The sequence below is a fragment of the Caldicellulosiruptor diazotrophicus genome, assembly GCF_017347585.1.
Classification (GTDB): Bacteria; Bacillota; Thermoanaerobacteria; order Caldicellulosiruptorales; family Caldicellulosiruptoraceae; genus Caldicellulosiruptor; species Caldicellulosiruptor diazotrophicus.
The window spans coordinates 946870-962805 of sequence record NZ_AP024480.1; the positions used below are offsets into that span (position 1 = coordinate 946870).

Annotated in this window: 18 protein-coding genes; 9 read left to right on the forward strand and 9 right to left on the reverse strand. The window is 34.7% G+C overall.

The window, feature by feature from the left end; all coding sequences use genetic code 11:
- Nucleotides 1-33 precede the first annotated feature (33 nt).
- The 6 genes from ychF to CaldiYA01_RS04515 all read right to left on the reverse strand — a co-directional run bounded on the left by ychF (nt 34) and on the right by CaldiYA01_RS04515 (nt 4574).
- The gene (gene ychF, locus CaldiYA01_RS04490; RefSeq protein WP_207181886.1) at nt 34-1122 is read right to left on the reverse strand and encodes a redox-regulated ATPase YchF; all 1089 of its coding nucleotides are present in this window, start codon (nt 1120-1122) and stop codon (nt 34-36) included.
- Between the two features lie 162 nt (nt 1123-1284).
- Nucleotides 1285-1443, reverse strand: coding sequence for a hypothetical protein (locus CaldiYA01_RS04495; RefSeq protein WP_207181887.1), 159 nt, complete (start codon nt 1441-1443; stop codon nt 1285-1287).
- 48 nt (nt 1444-1491) lie between these two features.
- Complete coding sequence (locus CaldiYA01_RS04500) at nt 1492-2166, reverse strand: lytic transglycosylase domain-containing protein (protein ID WP_207181888.1); 675 nt, start codon at nt 2164-2166, stop codon at nt 1492-1494.
- 38 nt (nt 2167-2204) lie between these two features.
- Entirely contained in the window at nt 2205-2459 is a 255-nt protein-coding gene (locus tag CaldiYA01_RS04505; protein WP_207181890.1) for a hypothetical protein, read from the reverse strand.
- 23 nt (nt 2460-2482) lie between these two features.
- The gene (locus CaldiYA01_RS04510) at nt 2483-4300 is read right to left on the reverse strand and encodes a heme NO-binding domain-containing protein (RefSeq protein ID WP_207181898.1); all 1818 of its coding nucleotides are present in this window, start codon (nt 4298-4300) and stop codon (nt 2483-2485) included.
- 73 nt (nt 4301-4373) lie between these two features.
- A complete protein-coding gene (locus CaldiYA01_RS04515; protein ID WP_013403025.1) occupies nt 4374-4574 on the reverse strand; it encodes a hypothetical protein in 201 nt (66 codons plus the stop codon).
- Nucleotides 4575-4683: 109 nt separating this feature from the next.
- On the opposite strand from CaldiYA01_RS04515, the gene CaldiYA01_RS04520 reads away from it, so the two are divergent.
- From CaldiYA01_RS04520 to CaldiYA01_RS04530, 3 genes are all read left to right on the forward strand, one after another.
- A complete protein-coding gene (locus CaldiYA01_RS04520) occupies nt 4684-5115 on the forward strand; it encodes an EamA family transporter (RefSeq protein WP_207181900.1) in 432 nt (143 codons plus the stop codon).
- Nucleotides 5116-5193: 78 nt separating this feature from the next.
- Nucleotides 5194-6015: an AraC family transcriptional regulator gene (locus CaldiYA01_RS04525; protein WP_207181901.1), complete on the forward strand. Its 822-nt coding sequence runs from the start codon at nt 5194-5196 to the stop codon at nt 6013-6015.
- Nucleotides 6016-6114: 99 nt separating this feature from the next.
- Nucleotides 6115-6840 (forward strand): SIMPL domain-containing protein, encoded by a 726-nt coding sequence (locus CaldiYA01_RS04530; protein WP_207181906.1) that lies wholly within the window; start codon nt 6115-6117, stop codon nt 6838-6840.
- Nucleotides 6841-6911: 71 nt separating this feature from the next.
- Here CaldiYA01_RS04530 and trxA read toward each other — a convergent pair whose 3' ends face one another.
- On the reverse strand, nt 6912-7238 hold the full coding sequence (trxA, locus tag CaldiYA01_RS04535) for a thioredoxin (protein WP_013290261.1): 327 nt from the start codon (nt 7236-7238) through the stop codon (nt 6912-6914).
- A 44-nt stretch (nt 7239-7282) separates the two neighbouring features.
- Nucleotides 7283-7552 (reverse strand): metal-sensitive transcriptional regulator, encoded by a 270-nt coding sequence (locus CaldiYA01_RS04540; RefSeq protein WP_013290262.1) that lies wholly within the window; start codon nt 7550-7552, stop codon nt 7283-7285.
- A 411-nt stretch (nt 7553-7963) separates the two neighbouring features.
- Between CaldiYA01_RS04540 and CaldiYA01_RS04545 the strand changes: the two genes are divergently transcribed.
- Together CaldiYA01_RS04545 and CaldiYA01_RS04550 are read left to right on the forward strand one after the other, a co-directional pair.
- Nucleotides 7964-9124 carry a glycosyltransferase family 4 protein gene (locus CaldiYA01_RS04545; protein WP_207181908.1) on the forward strand — a complete coding sequence of 387 codons (1161 nt, stop codon included), beginning with the start codon at nt 7964-7966 and terminating at the stop codon, nt 9122-9124.
- A complete protein-coding gene (locus tag CaldiYA01_RS04550) occupies nt 9121-10203 on the forward strand; it encodes a D-glucuronyl C5-epimerase family protein (protein ID WP_207181910.1) in 1083 nt (360 codons plus the stop codon). Before CaldiYA01_RS04545 ends, CaldiYA01_RS04550 begins: the two co-directional genes overlap by 4 nt.
- Nucleotides 10204-10208: 5 nt before the next feature.
- Here CaldiYA01_RS04550 and CaldiYA01_RS04555 read toward each other — a convergent pair whose 3' ends face one another.
- Nucleotides 10209-10361, reverse strand: coding sequence for a hypothetical protein (locus CaldiYA01_RS04555; RefSeq protein WP_207181912.1), 153 nt, complete (start codon nt 10359-10361; stop codon nt 10209-10211).
- A gap of 98 nt (nt 10362-10459) precedes the next feature.
- Between CaldiYA01_RS04555 and CaldiYA01_RS04560 the strand changes: the two genes are divergently transcribed.
- Genes CaldiYA01_RS04560 through CaldiYA01_RS04575 form a run of 4 tightly spaced genes read left to right on the forward strand, consistent with a single transcriptional unit; the run spans nt 10460 to nt 15934 of the window.
- Nucleotides 10460-11125, forward strand: coding sequence for a tRNA (adenine(22)-N(1))-methyltransferase (locus tag CaldiYA01_RS04560; protein WP_207181914.1), 666 nt, complete (start codon nt 10460-10462; stop codon nt 11123-11125).
- Nucleotides 11119-12219 (forward strand): Nif3-like dinuclear metal center hexameric protein, encoded by a 1101-nt coding sequence (locus CaldiYA01_RS04565; protein WP_207181919.1) that lies wholly within the window; start codon nt 11119-11121, stop codon nt 12217-12219. The genes CaldiYA01_RS04560 and CaldiYA01_RS04565 overlap by 7 nt, the downstream gene beginning before the upstream one ends.
- A gap of 43 nt (nt 12220-12262) precedes the next feature.
- The gene (gene ligA, locus CaldiYA01_RS04570; RefSeq protein ID WP_207181921.1) at nt 12263-14284 is read left to right on the forward strand and encodes an NAD-dependent DNA ligase LigA; all 2022 of its coding nucleotides are present in this window, start codon (nt 12263-12265) and stop codon (nt 14282-14284) included.
- Nucleotides 14285-14290: 6 nt separating this feature from the next.
- Nucleotides 14291-15934 carry an ABC1 kinase family protein gene (locus CaldiYA01_RS04575; RefSeq protein ID WP_207181923.1) on the forward strand — a complete coding sequence of 548 codons (1644 nt, stop codon included), beginning with the start codon at nt 14291-14293 and terminating at the stop codon, nt 15932-15934.
- Nucleotides 15935-15936 lie beyond the last annotated feature (2 nt).

Below are 15936 nucleotides of genomic sequence, written 5' to 3' on the forward strand. Positions count from 1 at the left end.
TGGATAGCCCCCTTCTTGCAATATACAATATCTTTATACATTGAACCTGAATATAACCACATCACCATCTTGCATGACATAATCTTTTCCTTCTGTTCTGACAAGTCCTTTTTCTTTTGCCTGGGCAAAACCACCACATTCTACCAGCACTTCAAACGGAACAACTTCAGCTCTTATAAATCCTTTTTCAAAATCACTGTGGATTTTGCCAGCTGCCTGAGGTGCTTTTGTTCCTTTTTTGATTGTCCATGCTCTTACTTCTTTTTCTCCTGCTGTCAAAAATGAAATCAGCCCCAAAAGCTTGTATCCTGCCTGGATTAGATTGTCAAGTCCCGATTTTTCAATGCCAAGTTCTTTTAAGAATTCTTTCTTTTCTTCATCTGGCAGCGCAGCAATTTCCTCTTCAATTTTAGCGCAAATGACAATTACTTCTGAACCTTCTTCTGCTGCAATTTCCTTCACTACTTTTACATATTCATTTTCTTTTCCAATATCCTTTTCAGAGATGTTAGCTGCATAAATTGTAGGTTTGAATGTAAGAAGGTTCAACGAATTTACAAACTTCAAATCGTCTTCATCATCGAATTTGAGCGTTCTTGCCATTTTGCCACTTTCCAATGTAGAATAAATCTTTTCCATGATTTCAAGCTCATGTGCTGCTTCTTTGTTATTTTTTGCAAGTTTTCTTGTCTTATCAAGCCTTCTTTCCAGCACTTCCATGTCAGCAAATATCAGCTCTAAATTGATTGTTTCAATGTCTCTTCTTGGGTTTACACTTCCTTCCACATGAACTATATCAGTGTCGTCAAAACAGCGAACAACATGAACAATTGCGTCAACCTCTCTTATATGAGATAAAAACTTATTACCAAGGCCTTCACCTTTGCTTGCACCTTTTACAAGTCCTGCAATGTCAACAAATTCAATAAAAGCAGGTGTTACCTTTTCAGGATTGTATATTCTGGCAAGTACATCAAGTCTTTCATCAGGTACTGCAACAACTCCCACGTTGGGTTCAATTGTACAAAATGGGTAGTTGGCAGCTTCTGCACCCGCTTTTGTTATTGCGTTAAAGAGAGTACTTTTGCCTATATTTGGAAGTCCAACAATACCAAGTCGCATTTTTCTTTTTTGCCTCCTATGAAAATCTTTTGTTTTTTACAAATAAACAGTATAGAATACTTTGTGTCAAAAATCAATTTAGAATTGCGCAAAATAAAAACGCCACCCCACTTTATTTTGAGCCATTTTACAAGGTGGCGCTAAGAATTTTTGAAAAACCTTTTAATCTTTTCTGAGTTTTTTCCCGATTATCATTCCAATCATTATACCCTTAAAAAACCCTGTAAGATAAGAACCAAGCATACACAACATATTCTTTTTTGCCTTGATCATGTTGTATCTATTTCTTGGGCGATTATACAGCTTTCTTGTTCTAACCATTTTTAATCTCCCCCTCTTTCTATTAATGTGTGCAACTGAAGAGGGAGATTATACATCATCATATTCTCTGTATTTTTTAGAAAGCAAAAGCACCCTTTGAACGTAGTTTATAGTCTCATCAAATGGTGGTATTCCACCAAACTTTAAAACATTTGCTGGACCTGCATTGTAAGCTGCCAGCGCAAGCTCAATATTTCCGCCAAATTCTTCAATTTTTTCTTTCAAGTATCTTATACCACCATCTAAGTTTTCAATAGGATCATATGGATTTACACCAAGAGATTTTGCTGTTTGGGGCATAAGCTGCATAAGACCAATTGCGCCAGCCTTAGAGACTGCATCTTGACGAAAACCTGATTCTGCTTCAATTACGCTTAAGACTAAGCTTGGCAAAACACCATATTGTTTTGCTTTTTGTGTTGCAATTGAAATTATGTCATCTTTCCTAAGATTGAACCTGTTGTTAGCTGTAGGCATATAAGAATAGCTTGAGCTTTGTAAGTTATAGCTACCAAGCCGTTGGTTAAAAATGGTATCTACAGTTTTCGACTGTATGCTTGAGAATACTATATTGCTTTCTGTATTAGTTGCATGAACAACACTTTCGAAGTTTTGCGCAAATATATATTTAAAATTTTGGGGCAGGTTAGTTTTGCTTGATATTCTTTGCACTATCTGGGAAAATTTTTGAACAATTAAATCCTGAACGTTATAAATTGCCATAACAAAATCCCCTCAAGCTACTTTATTTTTAAAAGCCTTTAGCATTCAAGATTCATATACTGAAGTTTCACATGATCAAGCTGTTTCACATCGTTTTCAAATGCCTTTATGTCATCCTCTGTTGCTTGCATGTGCAAGATGATAAGCCCCTGATTTGAACAACTGTCGCCTGCCTCATGAATACCAAGTCTTGTTTTGATTAGACAGCCATGTTTTGTTAAAATTTCCTGAAGTTTTGGTGCATCATGCAATCTGTTGTCCACCAAAATTGCAGCTATAAAAGTTTTGCACATTTTCAAAACCCTCCTCTTTATTTTTATAATCGGTATTTTGAAAGCTCTTCTTTAAACACATTTGAAAGATTTTCAAGGTCAGCAACCTTGTTCAAAAGTTCTTTTATGCTCTCTGCATACATAGAGATTGAAGCTGCCATCTGCTGAGCTGATGCAGAATTTTCTTGTGATATTGCCGAAAGAGATGTAATTGTTTCAAATACACTTGCAATTCTTTCTGCTTCTTGTGATAGAGATTCAATTTGCGAAATTAAAGTCTCAACTACATTTGATATTCTTTCAATGTTTTGGTTATTATTATTCACCACATCATTTAAAGTTGATTCACTCTTTGTGAGTTTTTCAAACTGTTGGGTGAGGGTAGTTGAAAGAGATTCAATTTCATCAACAAAGTTTTTGAGATTTTTGTTAATTGTCTTAGCAAATGACATTGTGCTATCTGCAAGTTTTCTTATCTCATCTGCTACAACTGCAAATCCAACACCAACATTTCCAGCCCTCGCAGCTTCGATTGATGCATTGAGCGCAAGCATATTTATCTGGTTTGAAATCTCTGCGACTGTTGATGTTATCTTCATAACTTCGTTTGCTTCTTCAGAAAGTTTAGTTCCTTTTTGAACTATCTCAGAAAACTCGGTGCTTATTCTATTTATATCCTCAGCAGCTTCACTTATGTCCTTTCCAGAATTGTTAAGTATTTTATTCACCTCAGTCAAAATATCTTTTGTTTGAGTTTGTTGAGATACAATTTGTTTGAGATTTTCAATATTTTCATTCAAAGTTGTTACAGCCTTTTCGATTTCTTCAGCCTGATGGACAGCACCTTGAGCAACATCATTAACAATTCCAGCAACCGAATCTGAAAGATTTTTCATCTTATCAGCAATTTCTTTAATGTTTTTAGAAAAGTTATATATCTCGTCACTTCCACCTTTGAGCAAAAGCAAATCTTTTTTAACAGAAGATTTTGTGGTTGCTAACATTTTTGCAAAGTTTTCTAATTTGTCATTTGTCTTTATAACGAGTGAGCCGCTAAAATCCAGATTCTTGAGTGACTTCAGCTCGTCATAAATAGGCTTTAGTGGTCTTAAGATGAAAAATGCTGCAATGAACGTAGTAATGAAAGTTAAACCTGCCATAAGAAGATGATTGGCATATTCAGTTTTATTTGGGTCGAATATAAAGCTTAAAACTATAACAGCAATAGTTGAAAATATAGAAATTTTAAACTCCAAAGATTTTATAAAGCCTAAGCCTGCTATTATATTAAAATAAGCTTTTTTAACCTTTCTATTTGTCTTTTCAAATTTAATTCTAATCTTTAGATGATAAAACCCTTCTTCATCTTTGAACTTTTCGAGTTCTTCAAAGTCAAGTTTTTCATTGAAAAATTCAGCACTTCCTTCAAGAAGACCAAGAAAATAATCATAAAATCCTCTTTTGGACACATATGTTATGTATGCTTCGTTTGGAGAGATTTCTTCAAAGATAATTCTGGGTGGTTTTGCACCTTTTATCATTCGAGTAAGCTGGCTGTGGACATCGTCCATGTATTCCAAAAAACCTTTTAATGAAAGCCTTTGGAAATATGAAGGAAACCATTTACTAAAGGTTCTTATATTATTTTTGCCAATTTCTCTCCACATATTAGATGGTGTAATATTTGCCTTTTCACATGCTTTTTCAATCATCTTGTGAACAAGCTCATCGTCAATATCGTCTGTTGGTGAAATTATTACCGATTCGTCAAGCCCCATACCTTGCTTTGCATACTTTTTAACATCATCTCCCCATATATTACCAATTGTTTCAAGCCAGGTTAAAACAACAGTCCCTTTCAAGCCTTCATTCCCCTTTCTAAAAAAGTGCGATATATATAAATAATACCACAAAAATTGAAAAAGAGCACAACATTTATGTGCTCTTTTCAATTCTCCTTTGTGCTTCGCTTTCTATAAGTCTGTCCAAAAATATAGATTTTTCAAATACTTCTTTTCGTGCAATAATTCCTTTGTCAACCAAAACTTCAATTAGCGAGGTTATCATCAAGGTGTTTTTATAGTCAACCTCTTTGAGCTGTGAAATCTGAGACAAAATATCAATTGACCCTTTCATTTGACCTTAAGTACCTCTCCCTCTTTTTAAAAATTTTAATTGCTATCATTTTGATTATTGACTAAAATGTAATTAGCTATACATCGGGTTGATTTGGAGGTATGTTGAAATGAACTATTTGTGGCTAATATTCGGCTTATTATCAGCTCTGTTTGCATCTCTTGTTGCAATATTTGGGAAGATTGGTCTAAAAGGCATTGATACAAATGTTGCAACAGCTATAAGAGCTGTGATTATGGCTGCTTTTTTAATTATTGTAGTTGCATTTCAAGGAAGACTGAACAAAGTTTCAGATGTTTTGGCTGACAAAAAAGCTATTTTGTTTATTGTATTAAGCGGGGTTGCAGGAGCTCTATCATGGCTTTTCTATTTTTTGGCTCTCAAAAATGGCAAGGTTCAGCAGGTTGCGCCAATCGACAGGCTTTCGGTTGTGTTTGCAATTGTACTTGCTACCATTTTTCTTGGCGAGAAAGTTTCATTTTACACAGCAATTGGAGTGCTGCTAATTGCCGCAGGTTCTATATTTGTTGCACTAGGCTAAAAGATTATTCAATATAATATCATTTTACAGATTTTGAAAAACAAGCTTTGAGACTTTTAAAAGGGGAAAGACAGCATTATGAAAACTTGCTTTATAGTCAACACTTCTTTGGAAAAAGAGCTTCCTATTTATCTTAAAAGCGTGGGCTTTAACCAGTCTCAAGAGCATATTGTTCGAAAGAATGGGCATCCGGATTTTCATTATCTTCACACCGCGCAAGGTAGAGGAGTTTTAATTGTGGATGGGAAGGAGTACATTGTTGATGAGTCTGTGGCATTTTTCTTGTGGCCAGGTGTTCCCCACGAATATTATGCGATATCTTCTGAGTGGTCAACAGTGTGGCTTACTTTCAATGGCCCTGCTTGTGAGATGATATTAAAAACCATGGGAATAAAACCTTTTGAAATATTTAAACTCTCAAGCAAGCAGTATTTGGAAGGCATTTTAGAAGCTATTTCGAATAAAGCATCATATTACAATTATATTGTTTCAATTGAATGTTCTCAGCTTATTTATAGCTTTATCCTTCACATGGTATTGAATCTCCAGAACAAGATTGAAAGAAATTTTGAGAGTAATTATTTAAAGCTACTTCCAATCCTAAGATATGTCGAAGAGAATTTTGCCAAGAATATTACTCTTGAAGAGCTTTCCAAATTGATTGGTCTTTCGCCACAGCATCTTTGCTCAATTTTTAAGAAAACTTTTCAAACAACACCCTATGAATACTTAATAAGAATTAGAATTCAGAAAGCAAAGGAACTTTTGATAAAAAACCCGCTGATTCAAATAAAAGAAGTTTGTTATGAAGTTGGATTTAGAAATCCAAGTTATTTCTGCTATATGTTCAAAAAATTAGAGGGAATAACACCAATGCAGTTCAAAAAACTTTTTGGATAATAATTTGTAAAGGTCACAACATTTATGGAAGTTAGGCGTTATATAAAGTAGAATAAAAAAACAAAAAGAAGTTGTTTTTAGGAGGGAATTTAGTTGAAAATGAAAAACAAAAAAGTTGGATCTGTGAGTTTAGCAATCTTGCTGCTTTTGGCAACTTTTTTGGTATTTTTTGCACCAAAGGTGGATGCCTCTTCTGGAACTGATCAGTCAAAAACAGAAATTACTGTGAAAGGACAGGCATCGGTTTATGTAGAACCTGACGTGGCCATTTTGACATTTGGGGTTTTGAGTGAAAATATCAGTGCAGATGCTGCATACTCTCAAACTGCAGCAAAGATTAGCAAAACCATTGATGCAATAAAAAAGCTTGGAATTGACCCAAAGGATATAAAGACACTTAGAGTAAATGTTTATCCAAAATATTCTTACAACAAAGATGACGGTACTTCAAAGATAGTAGGCTTTTATGCATCAACTGATTTGACCGTAACTGTAAGAAATCTTTCTATTGTTGGTAAGACAATTGATACTGCATTCAAAAATGGCGTAAATACATTTAGTAGCCTAACATTTGATATTTCGAACTCATCGTCTTACTACAACCAGGCACTCTCAAAAGCACTTGAGAATGCAAAGCAAAAAGCAGCAACAATTGCAAAAGGACTTGGTATAAGTCTTAGCAAGCCAAAATCTGTTACTGAAAATAGCTATGTGAACACTCCTCCTATAGTCTACTACAAGGCAGAAGCTTTGGCTTCTTCAGCATCAACCCAAATTCAGCCTGGCACAATTGAGATAAAGGCAGAGGTGACATTGGTGTACTGAGATTTTCTAAAATATACGCAAAAAGGCGGCAGTTTTATCCCTGCCGCCTTTTCAAGTTAGTTTTAGAAGCATTAGAGATTTCTGTTTATAAAGTTTACAAAGTCACTCTTAGGTCTTGCACCGATAATCTTGTCAACTGCCTTGCCATTTTTGAAGAGCATTATTGTTGGAATACTCATGATCCTGAATGCATATGCTATGTCGCCATAGTCGTCTACATTGAGTTTTGCAAATTTTACTTTTCCTGCATATTCCTGAGCAAGCTCTTCTATAACAGGTGCAACCATTCTACACGGGCCACACCACGCTGCCCAGAAATCAACAACAACGGGAATGTCTGATTGCAAGACCTCTCTTTCGAAGTTTTCACTTGTTAAAGTTACAATGTTATCTGCCATTTTTATCACATCTCCTTTCAATTTTTATATATACCCACTTTTATTTATTTGATAAACCTTAATAAGGTTTCAATCAACTCATCAATACTTTTTTCATTTTCAGTATTTTTGTACTCAGCAATGCATGACTTTGAATACTTTTCAAGTATAATCGCCCCAACTTTATTTAGCGCAGCTTTTACAGCTGCAATCTGTGTCAAAACATCGTTGCAAGACTTGTCATTCTCAATCATCTTCTGAATACCCTTAATCTGTCCTTCAATCTTTCTGAGTCTCAGCAAAAGATTTTCTTTTTCTTTGCTCAGTTCATCCACCTTTATAACCCTCCCCATACCATATACCCCTATTACTTATTTATTATACCCTCATTTTTTATTTTGTCAACATTTTTTAAAAATAATTTTTTGTAAAATGTTACTATAGTAAACATAAGATTTTAAGAGAAAATTAAAGATATAATAAATTTATCCCGAGAAAATTAAAAATAATCAAAAAATTTAGCCTTAAATTGTCTAAAATAAACACTTTTAATAATTGACAAGTATTCACAAATAGGTATAATGAAAATCAAGGAAGGTCAAAGTAAAACAAATCAGGGTATAAACTCAAGTCTCATGTCGTTTGTAGTTTTCCAGTGGTTTTGATGGTAAGGTATAAGTAAAAGTGGCAGTGGGAAAAATAATTTTAGCCACAAAATAAATAGTTTTTGAAAAGGAGGGGTTTAAATGGCTATAAAGCCAGTATTTGTAAGCACATATCCTCCAAGAGAATGTGGTATTGCCACTTTTACACAGGATTTGGTAAATGCAATTGAAAAATATAATGATGTAAGACGTTGTTATATAATAGCTCTGAGCAAAGACAAGCATATTTATGACAATAGAGTACTATATGACATTAATCAAGATAAATTTTCAGGTTATGTAAAAGCAGCGAATCTTATTAATATGTCAGATATTGATGTTGTGATAATTGAGCATGAATACGGAATATTTGGTGGGGAGGATGGAGATTATATAATCCCATTTGTGAAGCTTATCAAAAAACCAATCATTACAACATTCCACACAGTTTTGAAAAATCCAACTGCAAAACAATTTGAAATACTGAAAAAACTGGCAGATCTGAGTTCCAAGGTCGTTACAATGGCTAAAACCACCAAGGATGTTCTTATGGAAGTGTATGACATAGAAGAAGAAAAGATTGAAATTGTTCACCACGGTGTACCATATATGGAACTTGATGACAAAGAAACTTTGAAAGAAAAGTATGGGTTAAAAGGTAGAAAAGTAATATCCACGTTTGGACTTATTAGTCCTGGCAAGGGTTTAGAGTATGCAATTGAAGCAATGAACAAGGTAAGAAAGGAATTTCCAGAGTCTGTGTATCTGATTTTGGGTCAAACGCACCCGAATATCAAAAGAATAAAAGGTGAAGAGTATAGAGAAAAACTTATAAATATAGTAAAAGAATTAAAGTTAGAAAACAACGTCCAGTTTGTTGACAGATATTTAACAAAAATAGAAATAATGGAATATTTACGCCTGAGCGACATTTACCTGACTCCTTACATAGGGAGGGAGCAGGCAGTATCAGGTACGCTTGCATATGCGATTGGTTCTGGCAAGGCTATAGTTTCGACACCTTACACTTACGCTCAGGAGATGCTTTCGGATGGCAGAGGTGTTCTTGTAGAGTTTGAAGATGCTCAGTCTATTGCAGATGGAATACTGATGCTTCTGAAAGATGAGAATCTCAGAAAAGAGATCGAAAGAAAGACATTGGAGATTGGCAAAGAGATGTACTGGCACAATGTTGCAAAGAGAATGATAGATATATTCTATGATGTTGTTGAAATAAACAAGAAGGTAGGGGTGATAGCATGAAAAGAGGAACAAAAAGGCTTGCCCTTCCTTCTTTAAATACAAAACATCTTTTTAGAATGACAGACTCAACAGGAATTTTGCAGCACGCTAAATTCTCAGTCCCAAACTACAAAGAAGGATATACAACAGATGATAATGCAAGAGCGCTGATTGTAGCTTTGAGGCTCTATGAAAAGACTGGTGACAAATCATACCTTGACCTTGTTTACAGATACATGGCATTTTTATACAATGCTTATACCGAGGATGGATTTTTTAGAAACTTTATGAATTATTCAAGAGTATTCATTGACGAAAAAGGGACGGAAGACTGTTTTGCAAGGTCTTTGATTGCTCTTTCGTATGTTTACAGCTCTGAGATACTTGATAGTTCTATTAAAGAGCTTGCGTATGTGATGTTAAAGCGTTCACTCAGAAATGTTTTGCACCTCAGCTATCCTATTAGTATCGCATATTCAGTAGTTGCACTTTCAATGTTGCACGACATAAAAGAGTTTTCAAGCGAAGCAAAAATGTACTTGGAAGCTCTTTCTGAAAAACTTTTAAACTTTTACCGCAAACACTCAGATGAGAACTGGAAATGGTTTTCTGACAAGCTCACATATGCCAATGCAATAATTCCCTATGCTTTGTTTAGAGCTTTTGCTGTTACAGAAAAAGAAAAGTATTTAAAGGCTGCAAAAGAAGCTCTTGATTTCTTGTCTGGTATTTTATTTGAAAATGGAATTCTAAGAGTTATAGGGAACAGAGGATGGTATGAAAAAGGAAAAGAACGTCCTTATTTTGATGAGCAACCAATTGATGCATGTGACTGTGTGATAGCCTATACTGAGGCTTATAAAATCACTGAAGAAAAAGAATACAAAGAAAAAGCTTTAAAAGCTTTCAAGTGGTTTTTAGGTGAAAATATTCACAAAAAACCTCTGTATGATGAAAAAACAGGGGGATGTAGAGACGGTATAGAAGAGGATGGCATTAACCAGAACCAGGGTGCAGAATCTACCATTTGTTACCTCTTAGCACGGCTTTTCATCGAAGATCTCGTTAAAAGCGAAGAAAAGAATAAAGAGGTTGTGTAAGTTTCTCACAACCTCTTTTTTTCTTCTAATTTTTTTAGAATTGGCATATTTTGATTTTCTATGGTTGTTTTGAAATTGTTTTGATTATCTTCCTTGCTAAGATTTAAGTAATTTTGCAGTGTTTCAGTTATTCTTTCAATATCACTTGGCTTTTTCATTTCTTTTATCCTGCTTAATTAAAGTGTTTGATATTATTATTGACAAAAATTATAATTGATATTAGAAAAAAATATAGATTTTTGGGAGAAAGGTTTTAGTGATTTCAAAGCGAATTGAAGGAATCATAAATCTTTTGGATAGATGCAATACTCTTGCTGATATCGGATGTGACCACGGGTATGTTGCGGTAGAAGCCATTAAAAGAAAAATTGCAAATAAAGTCTTTGCAGTTGACATCAATTTTCAGCCTCTATTGAAAGCAAAAGAGCTTTCTAAAAAAGAAAATGTAGATGATAAAATAGAGTTTTTGCTTGGCAATGGATTTGATCCAATTGAAGAAGAAGTTGATGAAGCTGTTATTGCAGGGATGGGTTCAGAAAACATCTGTAGTATTTTATCTAAGGCAAAAGACAGAATATTTAATACCACCTTGGTATTGCAGCCAATGAAAGATGTTGAGCTTTTAAGAAGGTGGCTGTTTGAAAATGGGTTTGATATATCAATAGAAAAGGTTATAAAGGACAAAAACAGGTTTTATATTATTATAAAATCAAGTTATTTACAAAAAAAAATATCTTTTTCAGATAAAGATATTTATATTGGAAGACATATTCATGACAGAACAGAAGAAAGTTATGAACTTCTTTTGAAAATGAAAGAAAAGATGCAGAAAATCATGGGGATGAAAAAGAGAAGTTTTTTAGATACCTCATATGAAGAAAAGGTTTTAACTATGATAGAGGAGGAATTGAAAAAGTGGTAAGCATTCAAGAAATAATTTCGTTTATAGAGACATATTTTCCCAAAAAACTCTCATATGAATGGGACAACTGCGGTCTTCAGGTTGGGAGTTATTCAGACAAAGTAGATTCAGTTTTGATATGTTTAGATGTGACAGAGGATGTTTTAAAAGAAGCTATCTTGCTTGGAGCAAAGCTTATAATTTCTCATCATCCCCTTATTTTTCAGGGAATCAAAAACATAAAAGATGACACACCAGAAGGAAGGATTATCATAGATGCTATCAAAAACGGCATAAATATATATTCTGCTCACACCAGTGCCGATGTCTCGAAACATGGTATAAACCACTGGCTTGCAAATCTTATAGGTCTTGAAAACATTGAGGGTTTGAGCATCAAACAAAAAAGTGGGTATTTTAAAGTTGTTGTGTATGTACCAGTAGACTATGTTCAAAATGTGTTAGAGGCAATGGCAAATGAGGGAGCGGGCTTTGTTGGGAAATACAGCCACTGCTTTTTTGCAGTCGAAGGTGAAGGTAGTTTCAAGCCTCAAGAAGGTGCAAAACCTTTTTTAGGACAGGTGGGGAGGCTTGAAAAGGTTAAAGAGGTAAGACTTGAGAGCATAGTGCCTGAAGATAAGCTCAAAAATGTAATAAAATCGATGTTAAAAGCTCATCCTTATGAAGAAGTTGCATATGACATATACCGGCTTGAAAATGAAATATCATATGAATGTTTAGGAGTTATTGGAGAAAAGAAAATTTTGGCAAAAGATCTTATCTTAGAGTTAAAACAAAAACTAAACCTTGATTTCGTAAAGGCAAGTATTCAAAAGGATGCTTTTAAAAAGATAGCCATTGTCAGTGGTTCTGGTAAGGACCTTATAAAGGATGCATATTTCAAAGGTGCAGACTGTCTTATCACAGGCGAGGTTGGTCACCACGGGATTTTGCTGGCAAAGTCGCTATCGATGAGCATAATAGAGCTTGGACATTATGAGAGCGAGAAGGTTTTTGTAGATATCGTTTACAGCCTTTTAGAAGAATTTAAGAAAAAAGATGATCTAAAAATATATAAATCCAAAATCAATACCAGTTATACAAACATTTACTAAACTCAAATTTTAAAATTATAAACATAGAGGGTGAAAAAGGCATATGAGCGAGTTTATAAAAAAGAGAATAAGAGAACTTGTTGATCTTATCAATTATCATGATTATAAATACTATGTTGAAGATAATCCAGAGATCAGCGACTATGAATATGATATGTTATATCGTGAGCTTGTTGAGCTTGAAAAACAGTACCCTGAATATGTATTTCCAGATTCTCCTACACAAAGGGTTGGTGGGAAGGTAAAAGAAGGTTTTAAAGAGGTTGTACATCGTGTACCGCTTCTTTCGCTTTCTAATGTGTTCAATGAAGGGGAACTTTACGATTTTGACAGAAGACTAAAGGAACTTCTTGGTACATCTAATTTTGACTATGTTGTTGAATACAAGATTGACGGGCTTTCTGTTGCGCTTGAGTATGAAAATGGGCTTTTTGTCAGAGGTTCAACCCGTGGAGATGGCAATGTAGGTGAGGATGTCACAGAAAACTTAAAGACAATAAGGTCTATTCCGCTAAAGTTAAAAGAAGATATCTCCATTGTTGTTCGTGGAGAGGTGTTCATGCCCAAGGATGAGTTTATAAAGCTCAACCAGGAAAGGGAAGAGAATGAAGAGCCTCTTTTTGCAAATCCACGAAATGCAGCGGCAGGGTCGCTTCGTCAGCTTGACCCAAGAATAACAGCCCAAAGAAAGCTTGATATATTTGTGTTCAATGTCCAGTGGTGTGAAAAAGAGCTTGAAACACATGCAGAGGCGCTTGAGTTTTTAAAGCATCTGGGTTTTAAAGTTTCACCTGACTACGTTATTTGCAGGGATATTAAAGAAGCATTTGAAGCTATAAAGAAGATTGAAGAAAAAAGGGACTTGCTTCCTTTTGAGATAGACGGTGCTGTTGTGAAACTGAATCAGCTAAGACTGAGAGATGTTGCGGGGGAGACTGCAAAGTCGCCCAGATGGGCTGTTGCCTACAAATTTCCGCCCGAGAAAAAGGAGACAAAGCTTTTGGATATTGAAGTCAATGTGGGGCGCACAGGTATTCTAACACCAACGGCAATTTTGGAGCCTGTAAGAATTTCAGGTTCTGTTGTTTCAAGGGCAACTCTTCATAACATGGATTATATAAGGCAAAAAGAAATAAGAATTGGCGACACAGTAATAGTGCAAAAAGCTGCAGAGATTATTCCTGAGGTTGTTGAGGTTGTGTTTTCAAAACGAACAGGTCAAGAAAGAATTTTTGAGATGCCAAAGAAATGTCCTGTTTGCGGAGCAGATGTTATAAAATTTGAGGATGAGGTTGCTTACAGGTGCACAGGTGTTGAATGCCCTGCTAAAAGCTACAGGTTAATTTTGCACTTTGTTTCGCGCGATGCAATGGACATCGCCGGCATGGGCGAAATGGTTGTAAAAACCTTATTTGAAAAAGGTCTTATAAAGACTCCTGCTGATATTTACTATTTAAAATTTGAAGATTTAGTTAACTTGGAGCGTTTTGGAGTAAAGTCAACAAATAATTTGTTGAAAGCTATACAGGCATCTAAAAACAGACCATTAGACAGGCTAATATATGCGCTTGGGATAAGGCATATTGGTCAAAAAGCTGCAAAAACTCTTGCTGAGCATATATCGTCTATAGATGACCTTTTTACTATAACAGAAGAGCAGCTTTTAAGTCTTCCTGACTTTGGTGAAAAGATGGCAAAAAGCGTTGTGACATTTTTCAGGCAGGATCAGACAAGACACCTAATAGAAAGGCTAAAAGCAGCTGGTGTAAATACAGTTTCTGAAAAGAAAGCAAAATCAGATATTTTAAAAGGCTACACATTTGTTTTGACAGGGGCTTTGTCAAAGTATAGCAGAAATGAGGCAAAAGAGATTTTAGAAAATCTTGGTGCAAAAGTGACAGAAAGTGTTTCTAAAAAGACAACAGCTGTGGTTGTAGGTCAGGACCCTGGCAGCAAACTTACAAAAGCTCAGCAGCTTGGTGTTAAGATTTTGAACGAAGGAGATTTTGAGAAGTTAGTAAAGGCTTCCTCGCGTGAAGAAGTAGAAAAGATTTTAATGGAGTGAGTTTGTTTGCAACACAACAGGAAAAGAACAATTAATAGACTGAGGCATATTATCAATGTCTTTGTAAAACACGGTTTTGGCTATATCTTTAGTAGCACTCCACTTGTAAAATTTAAAAGGTTTTCTGAAAACAAAGTAAATAGAGGACAGAGACTTAAAAATGCTTTAGAAGAGCTTGGGACGACATTTATCAAGATGGGTCAGCTTCTTGCAAACAGACCTGACCTTGTGCCAGAAGACATTATAGCAGAGCTTAAAAATCTTCAGGAAAACGTAAAATCATTTTCTTTTGACGAGGCAAAACGTATTTTGGTCCGAAATGGCATCTATGACAAGTTTGAGTATATAGAAAAAGATCCAATTGCAACAGCTTCAATTGGGCAGGTCCACATAGGTTATATAGATGGTAAAAAGGTTGCTGTGAAAATAAGAAGACCTAATGTTGATAATGAGGTTAAAACTGATATAGAGATTTTAAAAAAAATAAGTTCAATTTTAGACAAGTACTCGCCAGTAAAAAATATTGTCAGTTTTTCAGATATAATAAACGAAGTTGCAAACGTGCTTTTAAAAGAGATAGATTTCAGGTTTGAACAAAACAACATAAAAAATCTCAGGAAAGCTCTTTCAACCAATGAAGTTATTATTCCTGATGTGTATGATGAGCTTTGCTCTGAAGAGGTTCTTGTTACAAGTTTTATTGAGGCAAACACCTTAGGCAATATAGAGGTTGAAAAAATTCCGTTGATAGAGAGAATAAAGCTTGGTAAAAAACTTGTAAATCTGTATCTTTCGCAGATATTTGAAATAGGAGTATTTCATGCAGACCCCCATCCGGGTAATATTTTAATTACAGAAAATCACGAAATTGCCTTTGTAGACTTTGGAATGGTAGGCTACCTTAGCAGACAAGATAGAGAAAATCTTTCTAATTTGCTTTTAGGAATAGTCTTGAATGACAAGAAAAAAGCTATTAAAGCTTTCAAAGAACTTGGAATAATTCAAAAAGGCATTGATGCCAATAGATTTTACAATGATATTGAAAGTATTGTTAATCACTATATAAACCAGCCCATCAGTTCTATTAAGGTAGCAGATGTGTTTAATAATGTTTTTAAGCTAACGTTTAAGTACAAACTAAAAATTCCGCAGCAGTTTGTTTTGTTTGGCAGGACGCTTAGCCTTCTTGAAAATGACATTACTATTTTAAAAGTTGATTTAAATATTTTAGAGGCAATTTTACCATATGTAAATAGGCTTGTGGTCAAAAATAGGCTTTCTAGACTTAGCATTGCTAATTTATTTAACATCTTGTCATCTTACTTTAGTTTACTTGAGTTTTTGCCCAAAAAGACAGAAACAATATTAGAAAAACTCGAAGAGGACGAACTTACCCTTAATATCGAGATTAAAAACATAGACAAGATTCTGCACCAAATGGAAAGACTTGCAAACAAAGTTTCACTTTCGGTTATTCTTCTTTCAGTTAGTATTATAATTGCAGGTATGACGGTTGGAGGTTTGCTTTCTCCAGCCTTGTACAAAACAATTTTATCAGCATGGTATTTATGGGCTTTAAGATTGGGTATATTAATATTGATTGTTCTTATTATTATTATGCTTGTCATGATTATCAGAAAAGAAAAATAATA